Below are 20,531 nucleotides of genomic sequence, written 5' to 3' on the forward strand. Positions count from 1 at the left end.
CGGAACAAACTGGGCGGATGAATCGCGGAATTAATTATCGCAGTGATTACTATTCCCTTTCTGAACCGTCGTCTCACAGCCACACTCAATCTACCAGAAATTGAGATCGTGAAGAAATACGGTGATTTATCCCTAGTAGAATGTTACGCAGGGAGCCTGAATCAGGTGTTTATGAATGTTCTGGTAAATGCAATCGATGCATTGCAAGAAGCTAGCCAAAAACGGAGTATTGAAGAACTTAAAACCAACCCTAATCAAATTAAGATCCAAACTCAAATTGATAAATCAAGTAATTACGTGATGGTTCAAATTTACGATAATGGTATTGGGATGTGTGAGGATGTGAAGCATCGGGTATTTGACCACATATTTACTACAAAACCAGTGGGCAAAGGAACCGGATGAGGAATGGCGATCGCCTATCAAATTGTTGTAAACAAACACGCAGGAACTATTGAAGTTGACTCTACCCCAGGATATGGCACAGAGTTTACCATCTGTATTCCTTTAACAAGGAAAAATTAAAAATTACTGATAAAAATATTTTTCCAAGCATTGATTTTGGCTAATTGCTAAACTCATGCTCAGAGGCGATATACTTTAAGAAAGTTGATTTGGAAATTCCATCTCCTGTATATAATCATTGCTACATCAACTCTTTGAGGTGATATGCTTTTAAAACTGCAACAAATTATTGTAAAACCTGGTCAACAAATGTTGCTCCAAGATATTAGTTGGCAGCAGTTAGAAAATATTTTAACAGAAATGGGAGAAAGGCGTGCAGCACGCATTTCTTATAGTAATGGTTGGTTAGAAATTATGGTTCCCCTACCAGAACACGAAAAAGATAAAGAATATATTGGTGATTTAGTCAAAATCTTGTTAGAAATACTCCAAATTGATTTTGAGCCTTTTGGTTCCACAACACTTAAAAATGAGCGATCGCAGCAAGCAGTAGAACCAGATACCAGTTTTTATATTCAAAATCAAGCTGCTATAATTGGAAAAAATCGCATTGATTTAAATATAGATCCACCACCAGATTTAGCAATCGAAATTGATATTACTTCTCGCACTAGATTTGAAAATTATGAAATTTTAGGAGTTCCTGAACTTTGGCGACATACACAACAAGGTTTAGAAATTTTCTTACTACAACAGAGAAAGTATATTAAATCTCAATCTAGTCCTAATTTTCCTAATATTCCCATTGTTGAATTAGTCAATGAGTATGTTCAGCAATGTTTAACAATTGGTAGAAGTCAAGCTATGCGTAATTTTCGAGATTGGGTCAAGAATAATTTATAAGAAGAATTCAGAATTCAGAACTCAGGAGTCAGAATAGGCACCCAAGTTCGTAACCGTGATTTCCGAGGCCCAGATTTCTTTGCAGTGCTAAATGTTGACGGCAATAACTCAAGACAAGGCTGGGTAGTCTGGGAAGAAAATGGTCGTTATCCTGATGTAATCGTGGAATTAATGTCACCATCTACAGCAGCAATAGACAAAGGTATTAAGAAAAATCTTTACGAACAAACTTTCCGTACCTCAGATTATTTTGTTTACGATCCCTTTGATCCTAATTCTTTGCAAGGGTGGCATTTAGATGATAATCAGCAGTATCAGCCTTTAACCCCAAATGATCGCGGATGGCTATGGTCTAAGCGTTTAGGTTTATGGTTGGGGACGATTGAGGGAACAATAGATAGAGAAACGGCAATATGGTTGCGGTTTTACGATGTGGCTGGCAATTTGGTTTTGTTACCAGAGGAAGCTGCAATTGCACAAGCAAAAGCCGCAGTTGCACAGGTTGAAGTAGTAGTTGCACAGACAGAAGCAGCTGTTGCACAAGCAGAAGCCGCAGCTGCACAGGCGGCTCGTTTAGCGGCTAGATTAAGAAAATTAGGGGAAAATCCAGATATCTTGTGATATATTTGGGCTTTTTTGATGAAAATTATAGATTGCAAAGTTCCGATAAGTCATCACAAAGACGCGATAAATCGCCGTCAAGACGAAAGGCTGATTATTGTAAAGACGGCGATTCATCGTGTCTCTTGCCTTAACCGAACGTGAATTTAATATCTACACTAATTTGCTCAATCAAAAAACCTCTCCCTGGTTTTACTACGCAAAACCGTCCCTCTCCGACTCGGAGAGGGACAGAGTTGAACTAAAGTTCAAGGCAGGGAGAGGTTCTGTTGAACTCACGTTAACTCGTCTCCTGAATTTGCAAACGAATAGTGTGCTCAGTCGCACCACTAAGTTGCAATTCCATGATTTCACCACCCAGAGGTTCCAAGCAAGTGAGGAGTGATCGCAAGTTAGGTGTACTTGCGCCAGTATCTACATATAATCGATCTGCTAAATTCCCGATGCGTTTCCAAGTCATGTACAATTTCGCGATCGTTTGTTCAATTTGCGATGCTTGATTGACCAAATCAGCAGCAATGCTCAAACAGCCGACTCTTTGGGCTTCTTCTAAGGCTGTTTCAATATCAACATCTTCCTTTGTCAGCGCTTGAACTTGAGCCGCCCCTCTGAGATATTTCGCCAAGTTACGCGCTTCGGTAGTTACCTGTTTTAAGGTATCTACATCGGGATTGGCAGCTATTTCCTTTTGGATAAATTTTTGGTGTGATTCTGGCAGTTTTTCCATTTCCTTCACCAGAGGGGCGATGTAGCGCGGGGGAAGGGTGTTATCTGCGGCTTTTTCTTTAACTGCTTCCGGTAATAAATCTGAGGACATGGCTGTCCATTCATCGCTGAGTTGACGCACTTCGCGCCTAGTGATGCGATCGCCTTTTTGGGCGGCTTCACTCACCATCTGTTGCACTTCTGGGGATGCTTTGGAGGTTTCAACAAACGCCCGTTTGCTGAAATTGTTCACAGAACCGGGGTCAAGTTTACCGTCTTCAATCAGAGTATCGGCACTATTCGCTAATTGAATCCAGGCATAAGCTTGACTTTTGCTGATTTCCCGCTCTTTTAGCCATCGCAGAAAGCCAGTACCGCGTCCGTCACCACCTACTTTTTCTCTGTCGCGGATCGCCCGTAAAATTCGCCCCCGCCAGATTTCAGTTTGCAAATCAAAGCGATCGCATACCTGCCAAGCTATTTCTAGCTGCTGTTGAAAATCTGACTCTAGAATCTGTTCATCTTCTGGATCGGGCAGTTCAAAGCTGATATCGGCTGGCTGTAGTAGAGCAGCAGCAAGGTCGTTAATGGAGTCGGTATCTTGCACGATTGATGACTAACTAGTGGATGCGATCGGCTTATTATGCCACAATCTGTGGACTCCCACTTAAGGGGGAGTACGGTATTTTGAGTTACAACAAATATAGTAGGAAGGGGTAAACCACCTTTGTAAAGTCTTTAATTAATCAGAGACAATAAAAATAAAACGATGAACCAGGTAGATTACCTCCGCATTAGCTTAATCGATCGCTGCAATTTTCGTTGTCAGTACTGTATGCCAGAGGGAGTAGAACTGGACTATATTCTCAAGCAACAGCTTTTAACTGATGAGGAACTACTCACCTTAATTCAAGAAGTATTTATTCCAGTCGGCTTTAATCGGTTTCGTTTGACTGGGGGTGAACCCTTATTACGTCCGCGTGTGGTGGATTTAGTCGGCGCGATCGCAACTCTTCCCCAAACTCAAGATATCTCAATGACCACCAACGGTTTCTTGCTGGCTCCGATGGCACAAAACCTTTACAATGCTGGTTTGCGACGAATTAATATTAGTCTGGACTCTCTTGATCCCGACATTTTTGATCAAATTATTGGTAATCAGGGGCGTTCTCGTTGGCAACAAGTTTGGCATGGCATTCAAGCTGCCTATCAGGTCGGATTTGACCCCCTGAAGCTGAATGTAGTAGTGATTCCTGGCGTTAATGACCACGAAGTTCTAGATTTAGCCGCCCTGACAATTGATAAACAGTGGCACGTTCGATTTATTGAATTTATGCCCATTGGTAATGTGGATTTGTTTGGCGATCGCGGTTGGGTATCTTCAGCCGATTTACGAGAACGCATTCGCGATCGCTGGGGCTTGACAGAATCTCAAGTTCGTGGTGCTGGCCCTGCTGATGTCTTTCAAATTCCCGGTGCGAAGGGGACACTAGGATTTATTAGTCAGATGTCAGAATGTTTTTGCGATCGTTGTAACCGGATGCGCCTGAGTGCAGATGGCTGGCTGCGTCCCTGTTTATTAAATGAAACTGGTCAAATAGATTTAAAAACTGCCCTACGTTCTGGTGTCAGCACCGCTCAATTACAAGAACAGGTCAGACATTTACTCGGAATCAAGTCAGAAATTAACTTTAAAGTGCGCGATTCTGGCGTTACAGGTACATATACTCGCACCATGTCACAAATCGGTGGTTAGTCATTGGTCATTTGTCATTTGTCCCTTGCAAATAACTAAGGACAAATGACCCTTCGGGTGACGCTCCTGCGTCGCTAACGCTGCGCTAACGCTAGTTGCTCATGGGGGAAACCCCCATCGCCCTTGGCGTCTCCCCCTTGGGAGAAGACCGCACCAGCTCACTAAGGACAAATGACTATTACGCTTGCCGTGAGTAGTATTCCACCACAAGTAGTTCATTAACTTGTAATGCCACCCATTCGCGCTCAATAACGCTGTTGACTTTACCAACCAACTTATTTTTGTCAAACTCCAAATGACTGGGGAGGTTTGCCAAACCGGGATATTGCAAATTAGCTTCCACCAACTTCCGGGATTGTGCCCGATCCCTAACCGCAATTACTTCACCAGGACGGCATTGGTAGCTGGCAATATTCACTACACGACCGTTAACAGTTACGTGACCATGATTTACCAATTGACGAGCTGCGGGGATAGTCGGGGCTATACCCAAGCGGAAAACGGTATTATCCAAGCGCATTTCTAGCAATTGCAGTAGCACTTGTCCGGTAGAACCAGTAACCCGTCTGGCTTTCCGTACATAGCGGAGCAATTGCTTTTCAGTCAAACCGTAGTTGAAGCGGAGCTTTTGCTTTTCTTCTAGACGGATGGCATACTCAGAGCGCTTTTTGCGGTTCTGACCATGCTGACCAGGTGGGTAAGCGCGTCTGGCGCTTTTACGAGTTAATCCTGGTAAGTCGCCCAAGCGACGGACAATTCTGAGGCGTGGCCCTCTATATCGGGACATGAGTTTCCTTAATCTAATCCTGTTTAAACTTTACTCAGACATTCCATTTTGACATTCCACCGATTAAAAATCAGGGGATTCTTGGTTTTTTGAGACTGCTTGCCTTGGTATGACGTATCCTACCAATGTAGAGGCATCTTTTTTGCGCCAGTTGTTTAATTCGGCAAAGCCGACGTACTAGCATCCAAGCTTGAATTCCGACGTGCCCCGCCGTACTCCTGCCAATAAGTTTTTTGTGTTTATTTAGTTTCGTAGGCTACTCAATCATCAGATTGGTTTACGCAGTATTCTTACTCTGAAATACTTTTTACGTTGCCTACTTATCTTTCAAACAGTTATATTAACACAACTTTCGACATAATTAATTATGTCTATACTTTACTACCGCCGAAATTCTTGGATTACAGAGGATTTTTAAGAGATTTGAGTTAGCATAACTTTGGGTGTTTGGAGAATTGGCAATGTCAATGAGCAAAAAAGTGGTTAATAAAGCTAAGAACAAACAAAGCAATTCCACCTCTAGGATTCTAATAGTACCAGTTTTGGCTGTAGCTGGATGGTTGACAACAATCTTGCCTAATGTGGCTGTTGCTGCCTCTTACACTAATGATTATAGTGTCTGTGCCGCTGGACTTTTAAGCGTGGGTGTCACGGGAGAAGCGGCATCCCCAGCTTGTGCAAAGGCACTGCGCCCCAGGGATTTGGCTGCTTGCGTGGTTAAAATTGAGAAACAGACCCAAATTGCCGCGATAGATGCGCTTTCTTCTTGTGGAAGGGCCCGCCGTCCTGAAGAGTTAGCTACTTGTGTAGTCGGTGTTAGCTCAATTACTAAAGAAGCAGTTAATCCAGAAGCTTTAAATTACTGTGGTCGTAGTTTGTTGCCTGTGCGTTTTGGTCAGTGCGTAGTTGGATTACGTAGCAAAATTGACCTTCTGCCTACTCAAGTGTTAGATACTTGTATCGATGCTAGTGACAGCGTTCTTGGCGCTTCATCTTCATCTACACCTGCGACTCTAAGTCCTGCAGGGTCAAGTCCGAGTATTGAGACTACGCCATTTCCAACGCAACCAGTTGTGCCAACACAACCGATTCTGCCAACGCAGCCGCGCACTAATTAAATTACAGTCCTTTGTAATTGATTGAGGCGATACTAAACAAGGGGCTTAAGCCCCTTGTTAAAGACAGACAAACTTTTGCTACATTACATTAGTACAACACGGCGTAAATAAACCAGCAATTCAAAATTAATGAAACGCTTACGCTGTATTCATTTTTAATTTTTAATTTTGTTAGCGCAACGCAAAGGCTTCTCTACGAGAGTCTGCGTAATTTTATAGAGAAGCAAGCTACGCGCAGCGTCTCGTAGAGAGCGTCATTTTGAATTGCCTTGCAGTACTAGTCTTCTCTTTCGCCAAAAACTGTTTGTAAAATGACTGCAATCCCGCCATCTTGGTGATATTTATCTGCCCAGGCACGGATAACTTCATCTAATTCTTCCATAGCCTGCTCCATTTTTTCTGGGAGTATATCAAGTTCTTCCAGTAAGCGCATGGCGTTTCGTTGCCGTTCTGCCCAATTTTTCATCATGCGAAAATACCGAGCGGTATCTTCTACCAGGATGTTAGTGCGTTCTTGATCGTCTGCTGGGGTGTAAGAAAGACGGGTAAGTGCGTAGAAGGGCATTCCCCAAGGAGAATCAATGCGCGTTACTGTTCCTGAGTAAAGCAGACGGCGCTTAATATGCTCACCCAAAGCTTCACTTAAGGGCATTTGGTGTTCGAGTGGTAAGTCTTCTTGCGATCGCTTGTGCAAAAACTCGATTAAATCTAGAAACTCAAAGGAGCTAACTAACTGAGCATCAGGTAGATTACTTGGTAGTTTCTGCTCTATCTGTCTTTTTTCTTCGCTTGTCAGACTGCTACCAGGAACGCGCGATCGGCCCGGTTGCCAAGGATATTTTTCTAGCCAGACGTAAGGCAATTGAATTAGATAGCGGGGTTCATCAGAACCCAGCATTTTTAACAGCTTGCCTTCTGTTAATGCCTGTCTGACTTCTTCTACAATAATTTTTACTCGTTTCGGCTCTAAGTGATGCAGATGCCCTGTCATTCGCAGGTTTTGTCCCTGCTCTAGATAGGTCATGTAAATTGCACACTTTGCTGCTGTTGCGGCTGCGTCTAAGAATGCCCCATGCCTGTGCCCACTCGTCCGCATGGCACTAAAAGCCAGATAAAGCATGATCTGATCCATCGCACTGGGGCCAAGACGTTTGATCAGATCTATGTCGTTACTCATATTACAGACAATTGAATAGCACGTTTACAAATTTTTAATCGAGTGAAAATAGGTAGTATACACCTGGCTGAAGGCTGTCTTTACTTCAGATTATATTAGTATGCGATAACGATGATATTAGTGGTAGCACAAACTACAATTCTCGCATATTTTCTGGTACAAAAGCAGATTCGGTAATTGTGACTATAACTGTCTCTGCATCTGACCGGAAAATTACAGACACCACCAAATCAAGATTAACGGCGGTTTATCTCCCAAAAGTCAACTATGCTGCAATTAATCTACAAAGCTTTTCAGTTTTCTGGATTTTTTTCATCTTTTAAGAGCAACAATCTCAAGCGGCTTACACCTAATTATGGCACTATGCCGACTCGGAGTAAAAACTAGTTTATACAGTTTATCTGGGATATCTGTTACTAGCAAAAGATGGATTTTTCAGCTTTGGCGAATTATTTGTAGTACATAGGTTACTAGAAATAATTGGGAGTGGTCTAAAAATAAATCGCTTACCAGGTGTAGCCATATTTAGAGGTTGAGCCACATAGCTCTTTGTGAACTATCATACCGTTCACAACCTCCAGTGATGTCTCGGCATTATCAGCCGTTGGTTTGAAGGAAAATAATAGACATCAAGTAGAGTAAATAATTCCAATTTCAAAATACCTGTTGCTTTTCAAATATTGTTCCTCATCATATCACTATTTTTTGTTTTCGGGATGAAATCATGTGTTCTGGATTTCATAAATCACGCTATTTAAATACTTTCTAGTCTGACTAAATCAAGGTTTGATGATATTTTCATATTTTCTCCTAAATTTAAGTCCGATCTATCTTTTCATACGGATAATCTGACACAAAAAGCTGCGATTATTTTCGACTGAATCGCGTAGCTACAAGGCTTTATTGCTCGTGCTAGGAACCGAAAGATTAGTTACTAGTCATACATATAATAAAACATCTTGGATTCCATAAGATGATTATTTAGAAAGTTTTTCTCAATGAATTTATATTTTTTTCATGAAAGAATTTTAAATTTTCATGATTTAACTAATTCATTGTCTACTTCTAAGTATGTTTTTACCTCGCTATTTTATATATTTGAGAGACTTGAATTACGTAGATAGTTTGTTGCTAGAAAAGCAGGATAAGTTTTTTCTTTGGTATTTGGGCGATATTTACGGTGGGCTACGCCTACGCAGACCGCATTAACTAGTAAGGAACGACAGAAATAAAGATACCATTTCACTAAACACAAGAGCAGAGAAATGAGAAACTTTGAATTTCGCATTACTTGCAGGGGTTTTAGTAGTATAGAAATATCGGTTATTTCAATCGCATCTCTAGGTTGAAAAAACAGTTCATTCTAAACATTTCTGCTACTTCTGGAGCTACTAGTTCCAAAATGCGATCAATGGTGTTGACTCCTTGCAAATCTCCTCTCTGAGCAAGTACTCGTACTCAATAGTTGGAGTCAGTACTACTCATACTGCTTACATATACGTGTTTTCCCTACCTGTATCAGGCTAAATTCCTAAAAATTTATTACAAGTCAAGTTATTCTGATTACTGCTCACTTATCTATAGGAGTTACGCAAACAATAGCCGAAAAGAGTGATTTTATGGTAGGGAGAATATCCTGTGGGAAGCTACTTTGCGTCTACATGAATTGTTCCTACGTATGTAATTTTATGTAGTACAATCCCAATTTCAGGTTAATATCAATAGGAAAAAGGGAGCAGAGGGGAAAGAATTAGAGAGCAATTATTTGGATCGCGCATTTCGTGAAATGTTATAAGTCATAATCTATTAAGGGAACTCCAAGAAATAAATTATCCAAATATTGTGGGGTGGATCTTGCCCACCTTATGGACTGGGCGCTCATGTTGCCCACCTCACAAGAGTTAATTGGATATTTTGATTTAGTCAGTCCCTAAGTTTTATCTGCACCTATCAGGATTCAGAATAATCATTGGTGAAAACTTAAATCCCCGACTTCTCGAAGAAGTCGGGGATATTTGATTTATAAAGGTTACAAGTGAGTGCATTAGTTTCAAAACCGATCCTGAGTGAATGGGAGGTGAAGTAGCTCCCATCACACTTAAGCTGATTAAACTCGCCATTTAATTCGTGGGATTAGAGGGTTTAACCTGATTTCGCATTGTTTCAAAGCTGAAAGCCGCTGCGCCAAAGGTTACAAATAACACTCCCAGAATTTGCACAATATCCAAATTTTCTTGAATGATTAACCCAGCTAAAATCACGGTTAAAACTGGGATGCTACCACCGATGAGCGCCGATCGCGAGGCTCCTAGTTTACCAATACCAATATTGTTGAGCAAATAGCCGGCAAGAGTTAACACACCCAAAATAAACGCGCTTAAAACCAGTTCCAGCATTTTAGAGGGGTCAACTACTACCAAGTTCCAATTGCTTGGCAAGGGTAGCATCAAGCAGATAAAGCTCAATAACAACATGGTAGTGAAGTTAATTAAAGTAAAAGTCACGGGATGGAGTTTGCTGGCACAGACTCGCGTCAAAATTATGTAGGCAGCAAAAGCCACACCCGAAATAATGGCGGTGCTGCTTCCCATTGAAATATTACCGGTACCAATGCTGGGAGAACTCGCTAAAACCAACAATTCGCCGCAGCAAATTGCAGCGATCGCCGCGATGCGGAATAGAGTGGGGCGATCGCGAAACAGAAACCATGACAATAGACCGCTAACCATCGGATAGATAAAGAACAGTGCGATCGCCATTCCGGTGGGTACTTGAGCGATCGCAATGTAGATTAGCACCTGAGACAAAAACAAAAAGCATCCACTCACAATGGACAATATCAAAATCTGCTTGGTAGCTGCATTGGCAGGTGTGGGATTTCCTCGGACTGAAGCGGCCAAGTTTTCCAAATCTTGCCACAATCTTGGGTGCAATATCGGAGATAAAAGTACCATCAGTGGTACGACTACCATAAACCGGAGCGTCAAAATTAACAGAGTATTGCCCAAAGTCGGCGGTAGCAACTGTTCTACCTCTAATACCCCAAAAATCTGGGAACCTTCGTGGAAAATTACCTTGATGGCTACGTTGTAGAGCGACGATACCACTACCGATGAGACAATTAACAAGAAACCAATTTGGAGTGCCGATAAGCCAGAGGAATTAGGCGATCGCGATTGTGGGGGTTTTGCTTCTGGTGGTGGTTCTAGCGCAGTAGTTGATGAGGATTTAGCTTTGCTCTGCGATTCGTTCTTGCGAAGGACAGAAATTGGTTCAGTAATATTTAGCTTTTGCGAAGGTCGAATTATTCTCGGCTGTAGCACAGCTGCGAGCGGAGGCACTGGTGGCGTTTCGTTTTCTGGCAATTCCTGATTGAGGACAGAAATTGGTTCGGTAGCATTATCTTGTGATGGCGGAACTACAGCAGCAGTAGATTCTGATGTCGTTTCCCTTTCTGACAAATCCTTGCTGGGTACAGAAATTGGATTTGCAACCTTTTCTGTAATAGATAGTGGCTCTGATGTCGTTTCCCTTTCTGACAAATCCTTGCTAGGTACAGAAATTGGATTTGCAACCTTTTCTGTAATAGACGGCGGCTCTGATGTCGTTTCCCTTGGTGAAAATTGATTGGGAATCGGGGAAATTGGCTCAAGAGAATTTCTTACTACTTCCTCAAACTCTGGCAGTGATGTTTCAACAGAACTGTTTTTTTCTGGCTCAGTAAACTGCAAAACAGTAGGTATACCTCCTGTTGCTGGTTTACGTGAAGTTTCTTCTATAGTTTTTTCTAGTTCTCCATGCAGGCGATTCACAAATTCCGTTAAAATCGTTTCCCCTTGCTGCTGCTGGCTATACATCCGTGACAACTGCTGGGAAAGATTACTTTGATAGTTCTTCAACTCCTGTTGTAGCGAATTAAAGGTAACAGTAACGGTGTCATCCAAACTATCAAACATGTGTTCGACTTTTGCATTGATTTCACCTACTACATTGTTGCTCACTTCAGCAGACTTCAGCGCAGCTTGTTCGTAAGATTTGCCCTCTATGTTTTGGCTAGCTAAAGTTGTCAGAGAGGATTGCAGTTGTGAAGATATATGCTTTGCCAGAACTTCTGCCAGTTGCCGAATTAATACTTGCTGCTCAGTGATTTGGCGCACTTGTTGTAAATGCTCTTTTTCCTCTACCAAGCTTTGAATTTCATCAGATAACCGATTTTTTTCTGACTGAAGCCGCTTTACGTCTTCCTGCAAGCCTCTGAGGACATTCTGCTGAAGATTTTCTAAGTCTTCAACTACAGCCCAAAGCGCATTTTCTGCTGCTCTGGATAGCTCACCTCTGACTCTTGGGTTTTCTGGTTGCTTCTCGAATCGCCCCATTAGCTTCTAACCTCTAACACCTTGACGATAAAGCTGCTTTCGGTACACTTTATTGGCGGTCATCCTAATTTCCTGTATTTTTTCAGATAAATTAAAAATTTTAACAGCACTTCCGCATTTCAACGTAATTCTGTCATACTAGACACAAGTTAGCAAAGCATCAAGTTTGCCTCACAGCTTACTACAGCGTGTTCTCTTCACCATTAACAAGTATTTAACCATTCGATTTGGGATTGAGCGCTAGGGCTGGGAGTCGCTTGAACAGAGACTTTGTTTGTTTTTGGTCAGTTTTATTGTCATCAATTATTTACCAATGAGATTTTTACTTTTAAAGAAATCTCACTCCAAATAAATATTTATTATTTTGCTGCCAATAATACTCGTCAAAGATTTCCAGATGCCTGTGCGATAGCTACAAAATTGTCTGACTTGCGAAACTAGCTGTAAATTTGTCTGGAATGTAACTTGTGTGACAGTTTATATCTCTATATGGAGATTAAAGTATCTTTCTGTGGAAATTCAAAGTTACGCTATCCCCTGCACAACATTCTAATGAATGAGCAGCAATTCTGCAAAAACGGTTTTTTGGCGTTTTTGTAGTCTAGGTTTTGCTTTGAGTAAATTCCAGTAAAGAAAAAAGTTAGGAAAATATTAATAATTCTTAGAAAAATAAAATTCGGGCAATGCTAAAGATGGCAGCGCTCAATGCAGCACTTACGGGGATTGTAATTAGCCAAGCGGCGGCAATACCTTTTAGAGTTTGAAACTTAATCGAGTTGAGATTTTGTACTAATCCAATACCAACTACACCACCGACAAGAGCGTGGGAGGTGGAGACTGGTAAACCTAGCCGGGAAGCGATGAGGATGGTAATAGCAGTTGCCAGTTCGGCACAAAATCCACTACTAGGTTGCAAGGCAATAATATTTTCGCCAATAGTGGCGATGACTTTTTTACCCCAAACAGCTAAACCACCAACAATACCAGCGCCACCAAGGATTAAAATCCAAAGCGGGATAGTTATACCATCGGTAGGTACGCTACCAGTGCGATTGATGTAAACGATCGCAGCTAAAGGAGCGATCGCATTTCCCACATCATTAGAACCGTGAGCAAAGGCTACAAAGCAAGCACTTAGTAGTTGGAATCGGGCGAATATGCCCTCAACGGTATTTTGGATTTTAGATTTTGGATTTTGGATTGATGGTAATTCCTGAGTCGGGGGTAAAAATTTTTCTTCCAATCCGCCTCCCCCCGTCTCCCCTAACTGTCGAAAACTAATGATTGTGAGTCCAACTACTGCTACTGCACCGATTAACAAGGGGATGTCGTAAGTAGGGATATTGAAACCAGTTTGCTCAATTACAAAATTGGTTAGCGGTTCAGTTAGCGATGGTAATACAATTACGCCGAATACACCTAGCAGCAGAGTACTCAGCCAGGGAATCCATTCTTGTAACTGGACTACTTGATTTGGTTGATCTAAAATCCAGTGCTTGATTTGACTGTAAAATAAAGCAGCGATCGCACCACTAATTAACGGCGTTAAAATCCAGCCAATGGTAATCAAGCCAATTGATGACCAATCAATTGCATTTACTCCCAAAGCTACCCAACTAAATCCTGCGATCGCACCAACAACCGCATGAGAAGAGGATACAGGTAAACCGCGTGATGTGGCAATTTGCAACCACACACCACACGATATTAGTACCGTTACCATTCCAACAACGAATATTTGGGGTGTAGCTGCGAATAAGGCGGGATTAGCAATTTTCGTTGCGAGAGTTTCCGTTACCTCATGTCCAAACAACACAGCACCCGTAAACTCTAATACTCCAGCAATTATTAGTGCCTGCTTGAGGGTAACAGCTTTGGAACCTACAGAGGTTCCCATCGCATTAGCAACATCGTTTGCTCCGAGATTCCAGGCGACGTAGAAAGCTAGTAGAGCGACGAAAAGTAGGGTAATAAGCATTTTGTTGGAGACAAGAGGAAAGTGAGAGAGATGAAGATGAAACTGGAGTTTTTAAGGGTGAACTTTGAACCTTTTAGCTCCATCGTTGAACCTTTGAGCTTCATCTTGAACCTTTTAGCTCCATCGTTGAACCTTTAAGCTTCATCGTTGAACCTTTTAGCTCCACCGTTGAACCTTTTAGCTCCATCGTTGAACCTTTGAGCTTCATCGTTGAACCTTTTAGCTCCACCGTTGAACCTTTTAGCTCCATCGTTGAACCTTTGAGCTTCATCGTTGAACCTTTTAGCTCCACCGTTGAACCTTTTAGCTCCATCGTTGAACCTTTGAGCTTCATCGTTGAACCTTTTAGCTCCACCGTTGAACCTTTGAGCTCCATCGTTGAACCTTTGAGCTCCAGCGTTGAACCTTTGAGCTCCATCGTTGAACCTTTTAGCTTCACCGTTGAACTTTTGAGCTTCGTAGCTGAATCTCAGACAGAACTTTAAACTTCTAGTTTTAACACTCTCTCATCCCCCTAATCTTCCTTCTACGGATAAATTAAGATTTTATAAGTATCCGGTGTGGGTGCGATCGCAACTTCCACAGCTGCTGATAAATCTTTTAATGGATAGCGATCGCTAATCAACGCTTTTACATCAATTCGCTGATTAAATACAATATCGGCTGATAGATTCTGAAGCCGATAAGAGGAACTGTAACTACCGATCAAGTCAATTTCCCGACGATAGAGGACATTCGGATTAATGGGAATTTCCACCTCATCAGGGAATTCTGCAAAAAACAAGATTTTGCCGCCTTTGCGGGTATTATCAAGTGCTTGAAAGAAAGCTTTTTCACTAGGAACAGCCAGCAAAGTTACATCAACACCTAGTCCACCAGTTAAGGCAGAGATTTTGGCGGTTAAATCAGGATCGCGCGCATCAAAAGCCGCCTCTGCACCGACACTCAAGGCTTTATCAATTCTAGAGGGTAGTAAATCGGTAGCGATCGCTTTTGCTCCAAAATACTTCACCAACATGATAAACATTAACCCAATTGGCCCAGCACCAGTAACTAATACAGTTTGTCCTGGAGCGATTTGGGCTTTTTTCACAGCTTTCAAGCAGCAGTTAGTTGGTTCTACAAAACTGGCTTCTTCAAAACTGATGTTATCCGGGATGGGAATTAAACCACCATTTTCCACAATATGTCCAGGAACTTTGACATAATCAGCAAAACCGCCACCACTGGCGTTAAAGCCTGCGGTAGTGGAGATGTTTTTGTAAACATCGCACATCGAGAAATTATCATTTAGGCAGTAGGCGCAACGCATACAAGGGATGTGGTGCATCACCGCTACCCGTTGTCCAACTTGCCAACCTTTGACATTATTGCCTAATGCTGCGATCGTGCCAGCAGTTTCATGTCCAAAAATGCGCGGCGGTTCATACAGCGGATAACGAATTTTCTTAATATCTGACTGACACAACCCCACAACCCGCACCTGTACCAGCACCTCATCTGGTTCCACGGTTGGAACTGGGATATCTTCGTAAGACAGTTGATTAACGCCTCTAAATACCTGTGCTTTCACGTTGGTTTTTCCCCGCTCAACGATACTAGATGTAACATTAGTGGTCAACGTTAAGCTATAGGACTTACGCAAAATATCTCTCAAGCTCTGATTTCTCCGTGTCCTCCCTCTGTGGTAGCCTGCGCCAAGCCGTTCGCGTAGCGTCTCGTAGAGAAGCGTCTACGTTATTCCATTAGCTCTTGCGTAGTCACCTTGCTTCCCCATTCGCGGAGCGCATCTCTACAGGACGCTCCGAGTTCAAAATTCAATTCTTAGTCTTATGCTTAGATGCAAGTACCTGAACCGATTTCCCATCTTGGAGAGCATCCGTCGGATTAGTAATTAACCTAACATTAGGGCTTAAACCAGAAACAACTTCAACTTCAGTACCATAATCTCGTCCAAGCTCTACTTTCTGGTACTTAACTTTCTTTTCCTTTGTCACAGTGGCTACTTGTATACCATCTGCATTAATCACTAAGGTATTAGCTGGTACTAATAAAGGTGGATTGGCACGTTCAGTCTTAAAAGTGACTTCAGCATACATCCCCGGACGCAAAAGATTTTCTGAATTCTGTACTTCAATTTCAGTTAAAAGGGTATTAGAAGTAGCATCCAAGACATCAGCAGTCCGAATAACTTTACCAGCAAAAGATTTTTTTGGTAGCTCACGAACACGAACAAGCGCAGTTTGTCCAGGGTGAATTGATTGCACAAAAGCCTGGGGGACATTAATTCGGATGCGTAAATTATCCGTCTGAGCAATCTTAAATAACCAGGAATTTCCACTATTACTATTGCTACCCGCAGAAATTAAAGCTCCCGTATCTATGTTACGAGCAGTAATTACACCCGCAAAAGGAGCAACAATTTGTTTGAATGTTTGTAAAGAAGTTATGCGTTGTAAATCTGATTTACTAACACTCTTGCTTGCGATAAACGCATTAATGTTAGCTTTTTGGGAATTAATAGCTGCAAGAGCTGTATTTACACTTTCTTGGTCTGAATTAACGCGAGCAATTAAAGTATCTACATTAGCTCGACTTGCATTAAAAGCACTTTCACGTTCATCGGCAGCTTGTGTAGTCACGGCTCCTTGCTTTTGAAGTAATTGCCAACGTTGCCAAGTTTGACGTGCTAGTTCTAGGTTAGTACGTGCTTCGGCTAATTCTGCCTGTCTAGCTTTTAAGTTAGCTTTTGTTTGAGAAAGATTACTTTGCTTTTGTGCTAAATCTGCCTGAACTTGAGCCAGATTTGCCTCAGATTTTGCCAATTCTGCACGAGCTTGCTGTATATCTTGGTCAGTTTCCGGGGCATCAATTATAGCGAGTAGCTGTCCCCTATTTACACGTTCGCCAATATCCACTAATTTTTTTTGTAAATATCCACTGGTACGGGCATAAATTGTGGTTTCTTGGCTGGCTTGAATACTGCTAGGTAGAACTAGTTCGGTGAAATTAGCAGCAACTTTTGGTTTAACTACATTGACTGAAGAGACTTTTTTTATTGTAGATTTAGCGAAAGCATTTAATTCTGATTGCTTTTGTAAGCGAGGTATAATACCAAGTGCTAAAAGTCCAGTAACAATTAAAGTAGTCGTAGCAATAATTGTGATAGAAGTGAAACGACTTTTTTTAGTCGTTGCTGCGATATCAGAATTATCAACTTGGGTATTTTCTTGAGTATCCATATTATAGAATTCTATTTGATTTGTTGATTTATCAAAATTCTTTCAAATCCCCGACTTCTTAGAAAAGTCAGGGATCTAATTATTCACGAATTATTTACCGATTAGCTACAGTTAATTTGATAGTAGAGGATAGTTCTTCCTCCAACTCTAAATTTTGGGGTTGTTTTCGGCGCAAAATACTATAAATTACAGGTACAAAAATTAAAGTTGCCACTGTTGCTGCTAATAATCCACCAATTACAGCACGTCCTAAAGGAGCATTTTGTTCACCACCTTCTCCTAAACCAAGAGACATTGGTAACATCCCCATAATCATGGCCGCAGCAGTCATCAATACTGGACGCAAACGAGTATAACCAGCAGCTAAAGCCGCTGAAACAGCTTTCTCCCCTATCAGACGTTGCTCATTAGCAAAGGTGACAAGCAAAATACTATTAGCAGTAGCAACCCCAATACTCATAATTGCACCCATCAAAGAAGGTACGCTAAAAGTCGTGTTAGTCACAAACAATATCCAGACAATTCCTGCTAAGGCATTTGGTAGTGCCATCATAATAATGAATGGATCAACCCAAGATTGAAAATTGACTACTATTAAGCAATAAACTAATCCAATAGCAAATATCAATCCTACTTCTAATCCTAGAAAAGATGAATTCATCGTTTCTACTTGACCTTTCACCATAATTGACGTTCCACGTGGTAACTTCTGCTGAAATTGTCCAACTATTTTATAAATATCGCTGGCTACACCACCTAAATCACGACCTTGAACATTGGCGTAAATGTTAAATACAGGCTGTACGTTGTAATGATTAACAACAGCAGGAGCTTTACCTCGTTTAGCAACAGCAATATTGCTCAAAAGTTGTGACGAGCTAGAACCGTTAGCAATAGGAGTATTCTGAATTTTTTCTAGTGAGTTAAGTTTGTATTGGGGAACTTGTACTGCTACTGGATAACTCACTCCTTTGATAGGATCAAGCCAAAAGTTGGGTGATGTTTGACCACTAGAACTTAATGATGTGAGTAGATTATTGGCAACATCTCGTTGAGTTAAACCGTTACGTTGTGCTTGATCGCGATCTACATTAATACGTAAGTCTGGGGCATCAACAACTTGATGTAAATGAACATCAACTGCTCCCGGAATTTGAGCTATTTGGGTTTTGATTTGTTTTGCAATCTTGTAATTATCCCGACGATTTTTAGCTGGGCCTATTACCTGAATATCAATAGGGGCTGGTAAACCGAAATTGAGAATTTGAGTCACTATATCCGCAGGTTGGAAAAAGAAGGTTAGTTCAGGAAATTGGGCGGTTAATGTTTGGCGTAGTTGTCTAACATATTGCCAAGTAGAATGATGTTTACCTTCTTTAAGACCGACAAGAATTTCTCCATCACCAGCGCCGATAGTTGCTGTGTCGCTAAAAGCTAGGTTGACTCCACCTACAGGTAAACCAATATTGTCAAGAATAATTTCTAATTCTTGCTCAGGAATAACCTGACGAATCTCATTTTCAACTTGAGTAAAAATCTGTTCTGTCTTTTCAAGTCGTGTTCCCGCAGGAGCGCGGACGTGCAGCCGAAACTGACCTGCATCTACTTGAGGAAAAAAGTCTTGACCAACAAAAGGTAGTAAAACTAAAGCGCTTACCCAAAAAGCACCAAACATCGCAAAAACTACACCCCGATGATTTAGAGCTTTAGCTAAAGTATTTCGATAGTTTTGCCGAAATTTCTCAAATTGGCGGTTAAACTGCTCATGAATCCGCCAGAAAATATCTTTTTTGGGAATGACATGACCATTACCGTTATTACTTAAATTTTCATGTTCAGTATAAAGATGTAGTTCCTTTCCAAGGAGAAACTTTGCCAACATTGGTACTACTGTCCGCGAGAGTAGATAGGAAGCAAGCATCGCAAAAACAACTGCCATCCCCAAAGGCATAAATAGCGATTGTGCTACTCCTGTTAAAAAGACAATTGGGATAAAAACAATACAGATTGCTAAGGTTGAAACGAAAGCCGGAACAGCTATTTGTTGTGCGCCATCTAAAATAGCTTGTTGCAGAGGTTTTCCTTGTCCCAAATTGCGGTGAATATTTTCAATTTCTACTGTGGCATCATCAACTAAAATCCCAACTGCTAGAGATAGACCTCCCAAGGTCATAATATTCAGAGTTTGTCCGATCAATCGCAGAGCAATGATAGAACAAAGAATTGATAAAGGAATGGAAATTGCCACAATTAAAGTGCTGCGCCAACTGCCTAAGAATAATAAAATCATGGCGGCAGTTAAACAAGCAGCAATCAATCCTTCGATTAATACTCCGTGGATGGAAGCTTTAACAAATATGGATTGATCGAATAAGATTTCTAAATCTAATTCTTTGGGTAATGTAGCTTGAATTTTTGGTAGTCTTTCTTTGACTCTAGCGACAACATCTAAAGTTGAAGCACTACCACTTTTGAGAATAGTTAATAAACTAGACCGTCGCCCATCTCGACGAACAATATTATTCTGTACTGCAAAGCCATCATGGACTTGGGCAACATCACGTATATAAATTACAGTGCCGTTGATCTGTTTGATGGGTAAATTGTTTAAGGCGTCTAAGACTTGGGGACTGCTATTGAGTCGAACACTGTACTCGCGATCGCCTAATTTGGCATTTCCCCCAGGTAAGATCAGATTTTGGGCGTTGATTGCGGTTGTGACATCTGTAGCTGAAAGACCTTTGGCAAATAGTGCCTGCGGGTCAATGTCTACCATAATCTGCCGAGGTTTACCTCCATAAGGTAACGGTACAGATGCACCTTGAACAGTCGCTAGCTGAGTCCGCAGAAAATTATTGCCGTTATCGTAAAGTTCTTGCTCTGATAGTGATGTGCTGCTAACACTTAGCTGAAGAATTGGCACATTAGAGGCATTGTAGCGAACAATTAAAGGAGGTGTGATTCCTGGAGGTAAACCTCGAAGAATTGTTTGAGTATTAGAGGTAAGTTGAGCTACTGCTGCCTCAATTTTTGCTCCTGGTTGAAAGAAAACCTTAATGACGCTAAGACCATTGAGTGATTGCGATTCGATGTGTTCAATATCATTAACAGTGGTTGTAAAAGAGCGTTCGCTCGCTGTCACGATACGCTGTTCCATTTCTTCTGGTGAGACACCACTATAAGACCAAATTACACTGACAACGGGAATATTAATTTCTGGAAAAATGTCCGTTGCCATGCGTGTAATAGTAACTACTCCTAAAACAAAAATAAGTATGGAAGTAATTACAAATGTATAGGGGCGACGAAGAGCAAGTTTAACAATCCACATTGTTTTTTAGTCTAAATTATTCTTTCTTCTTCAGTTTGTTAGGTGATTTACACTAAAGTAAATTATTATTTAGATTTTAGTTATTCATTGCCAAATAAATACTCGCTGAATGCCTTCACTTGCAATCAGCTA

Annotated in this window: 13 protein-coding genes and 1 pseudogene; 5 read left to right on the top strand and 9 right to left on the bottom strand. The window is 41.4% G+C overall.

Translation table 11 applies throughout. The annotated features are described in order from the left end of the window. Positions 1-165: 165 nt before the first annotated feature. The 3 genes and pseudogenes from HWQ39_RS22200 to HWQ39_RS22210 all read left to right on the top strand — a co-directional run bounded on the left by HWQ39_RS22200 (position 166) and on the right by HWQ39_RS22210 (position 1,929). Positions 166-525: pseudogene (locus tag HWQ39_RS22200) on the top strand (ATP-binding protein). A gap of 144 nt (positions 526-669) precedes the next feature. Beyond that, entirely contained in the window at positions 670-1,308 is a 639-nt protein-coding gene (locus HWQ39_RS22205; protein ID WP_292849640.1) for a Uma2 family endonuclease, read from the top strand. A gap of 12 nt (positions 1,309-1,320) precedes the next feature. Beyond that, positions 1,321-1,929, top strand: a complete 609-nt coding sequence (locus tag HWQ39_RS22210; protein WP_292849777.1) for a Uma2 family endonuclease — start codon at positions 1,321-1,323, stop codon at positions 1,927-1,929. Positions 1,930-2,209: 280 nt separating this feature from the next. Here the strand turns inward: HWQ39_RS22210 and HWQ39_RS22215 are convergent, their stop codons facing one another. After that, positions 2,210-3,241: a hypothetical protein gene (locus tag HWQ39_RS22215; RefSeq protein ID WP_292849642.1), complete on the bottom strand. Its 1,032-nt coding sequence runs from the start codon at positions 3,239-3,241 to the stop codon at positions 2,210-2,212. Between the two features lie 162 nt (positions 3,242-3,403). Here HWQ39_RS22215 and moaA point away from each other — a divergent pair, with 162 nt between their 5' ends. Beyond that, a complete protein-coding gene (moaA, locus tag HWQ39_RS22220) occupies positions 3,404-4,390 on the top strand; it encodes a GTP 3',8-cyclase MoaA (protein ID WP_292849644.1) in 987 nt (328 codons plus the stop codon). Positions 4,391-4,568: 178 nt separating this feature from the next. Here the strand turns inward: moaA and rpsD are convergent, their stop codons facing one another. Next, entirely contained in the window at positions 4,569-5,177 is a 609-nt protein-coding gene (gene rpsD / locus HWQ39_RS22225; RefSeq protein WP_012408407.1) for a 30S ribosomal protein S4, read from the bottom strand. Between the two features lie 461 nt (positions 5,178-5,638). Between rpsD and HWQ39_RS22230 the strand changes: the two genes are divergently transcribed. Further along, complete coding sequence (locus HWQ39_RS22230; protein ID WP_292849646.1) at positions 5,639-6,295, top strand: hypothetical protein; 657 nt, start codon at positions 5,639-5,641, stop codon at positions 6,293-6,295. Between the two features lie 277 nt (positions 6,296-6,572). On the opposite strand, the gene hetR is transcribed toward HWQ39_RS22230, so the two are convergent. From hetR to HWQ39_RS22265, 7 genes are all read right to left on the bottom strand, one after another. Beyond that, positions 6,573-7,472, bottom strand: a complete 900-nt coding sequence (hetR, locus tag HWQ39_RS22235; RefSeq protein WP_179065514.1) for a heterocyst differentiation master regulator HetR — start codon at positions 7,470-7,472, stop codon at positions 6,573-6,575. Between the two features lie 2,120 nt (positions 7,473-9,592). After that, a complete protein-coding gene (locus tag HWQ39_RS22240; protein ID WP_292849649.1) occupies positions 9,593-11,848 on the bottom strand; it encodes an EamA family transporter in 2,256 nt (751 codons plus the stop codon). A gap of 661 nt (positions 11,849-12,509) precedes the next feature. After that, on the bottom strand, positions 12,510-13,826 hold the full coding sequence (locus tag HWQ39_RS22245; protein WP_292849651.1) for an inorganic phosphate transporter: 1,317 nt from the start codon (positions 13,824-13,826) through the stop codon (positions 12,510-12,512). A 100-nt stretch (positions 13,827-13,926) separates the two neighbouring features. Further along, positions 13,927-14,244 (bottom strand): hypothetical protein, encoded by a 318-nt coding sequence (locus HWQ39_RS22250; RefSeq protein ID WP_292849653.1) that lies wholly within the window; start codon positions 14,242-14,244, stop codon positions 13,927-13,929. A 108-nt stretch (positions 14,245-14,352) separates the two neighbouring features. Then, on the bottom strand, positions 14,353-15,399 hold the full coding sequence (locus HWQ39_RS22255; RefSeq protein WP_292849779.1) for a zinc-dependent dehydrogenase: 1,047 nt from the start codon (positions 15,397-15,399) through the stop codon (positions 14,353-14,355). Positions 15,400-15,643: 244 nt separating this feature from the next. Then, positions 15,644-17,068 carry an efflux RND transporter periplasmic adaptor subunit gene (locus HWQ39_RS22260; protein WP_292849655.1) on the bottom strand — a complete coding sequence of 475 codons (1,425 nt, stop codon included), beginning with the start codon at positions 17,066-17,068 and terminating at the stop codon, positions 15,644-15,646. Positions 17,069-17,162: 94 nt separating this feature from the next. After that, positions 17,163-20,399 (bottom strand): efflux RND transporter permease subunit, encoded by a 3,237-nt coding sequence (locus HWQ39_RS22265; RefSeq protein ID WP_292849657.1) that lies wholly within the window; start codon positions 20,397-20,399, stop codon positions 17,163-17,165. Positions 20,400-20,531: the final 132 nt, after the last annotated feature.

Source organism: Nostoc sp. NMS8, assembly GCF_017115045.1.
GTDB lineage: Bacteria > Cyanobacteriota > Cyanobacteriia > Cyanobacteriales > Nostocaceae > Nostoc.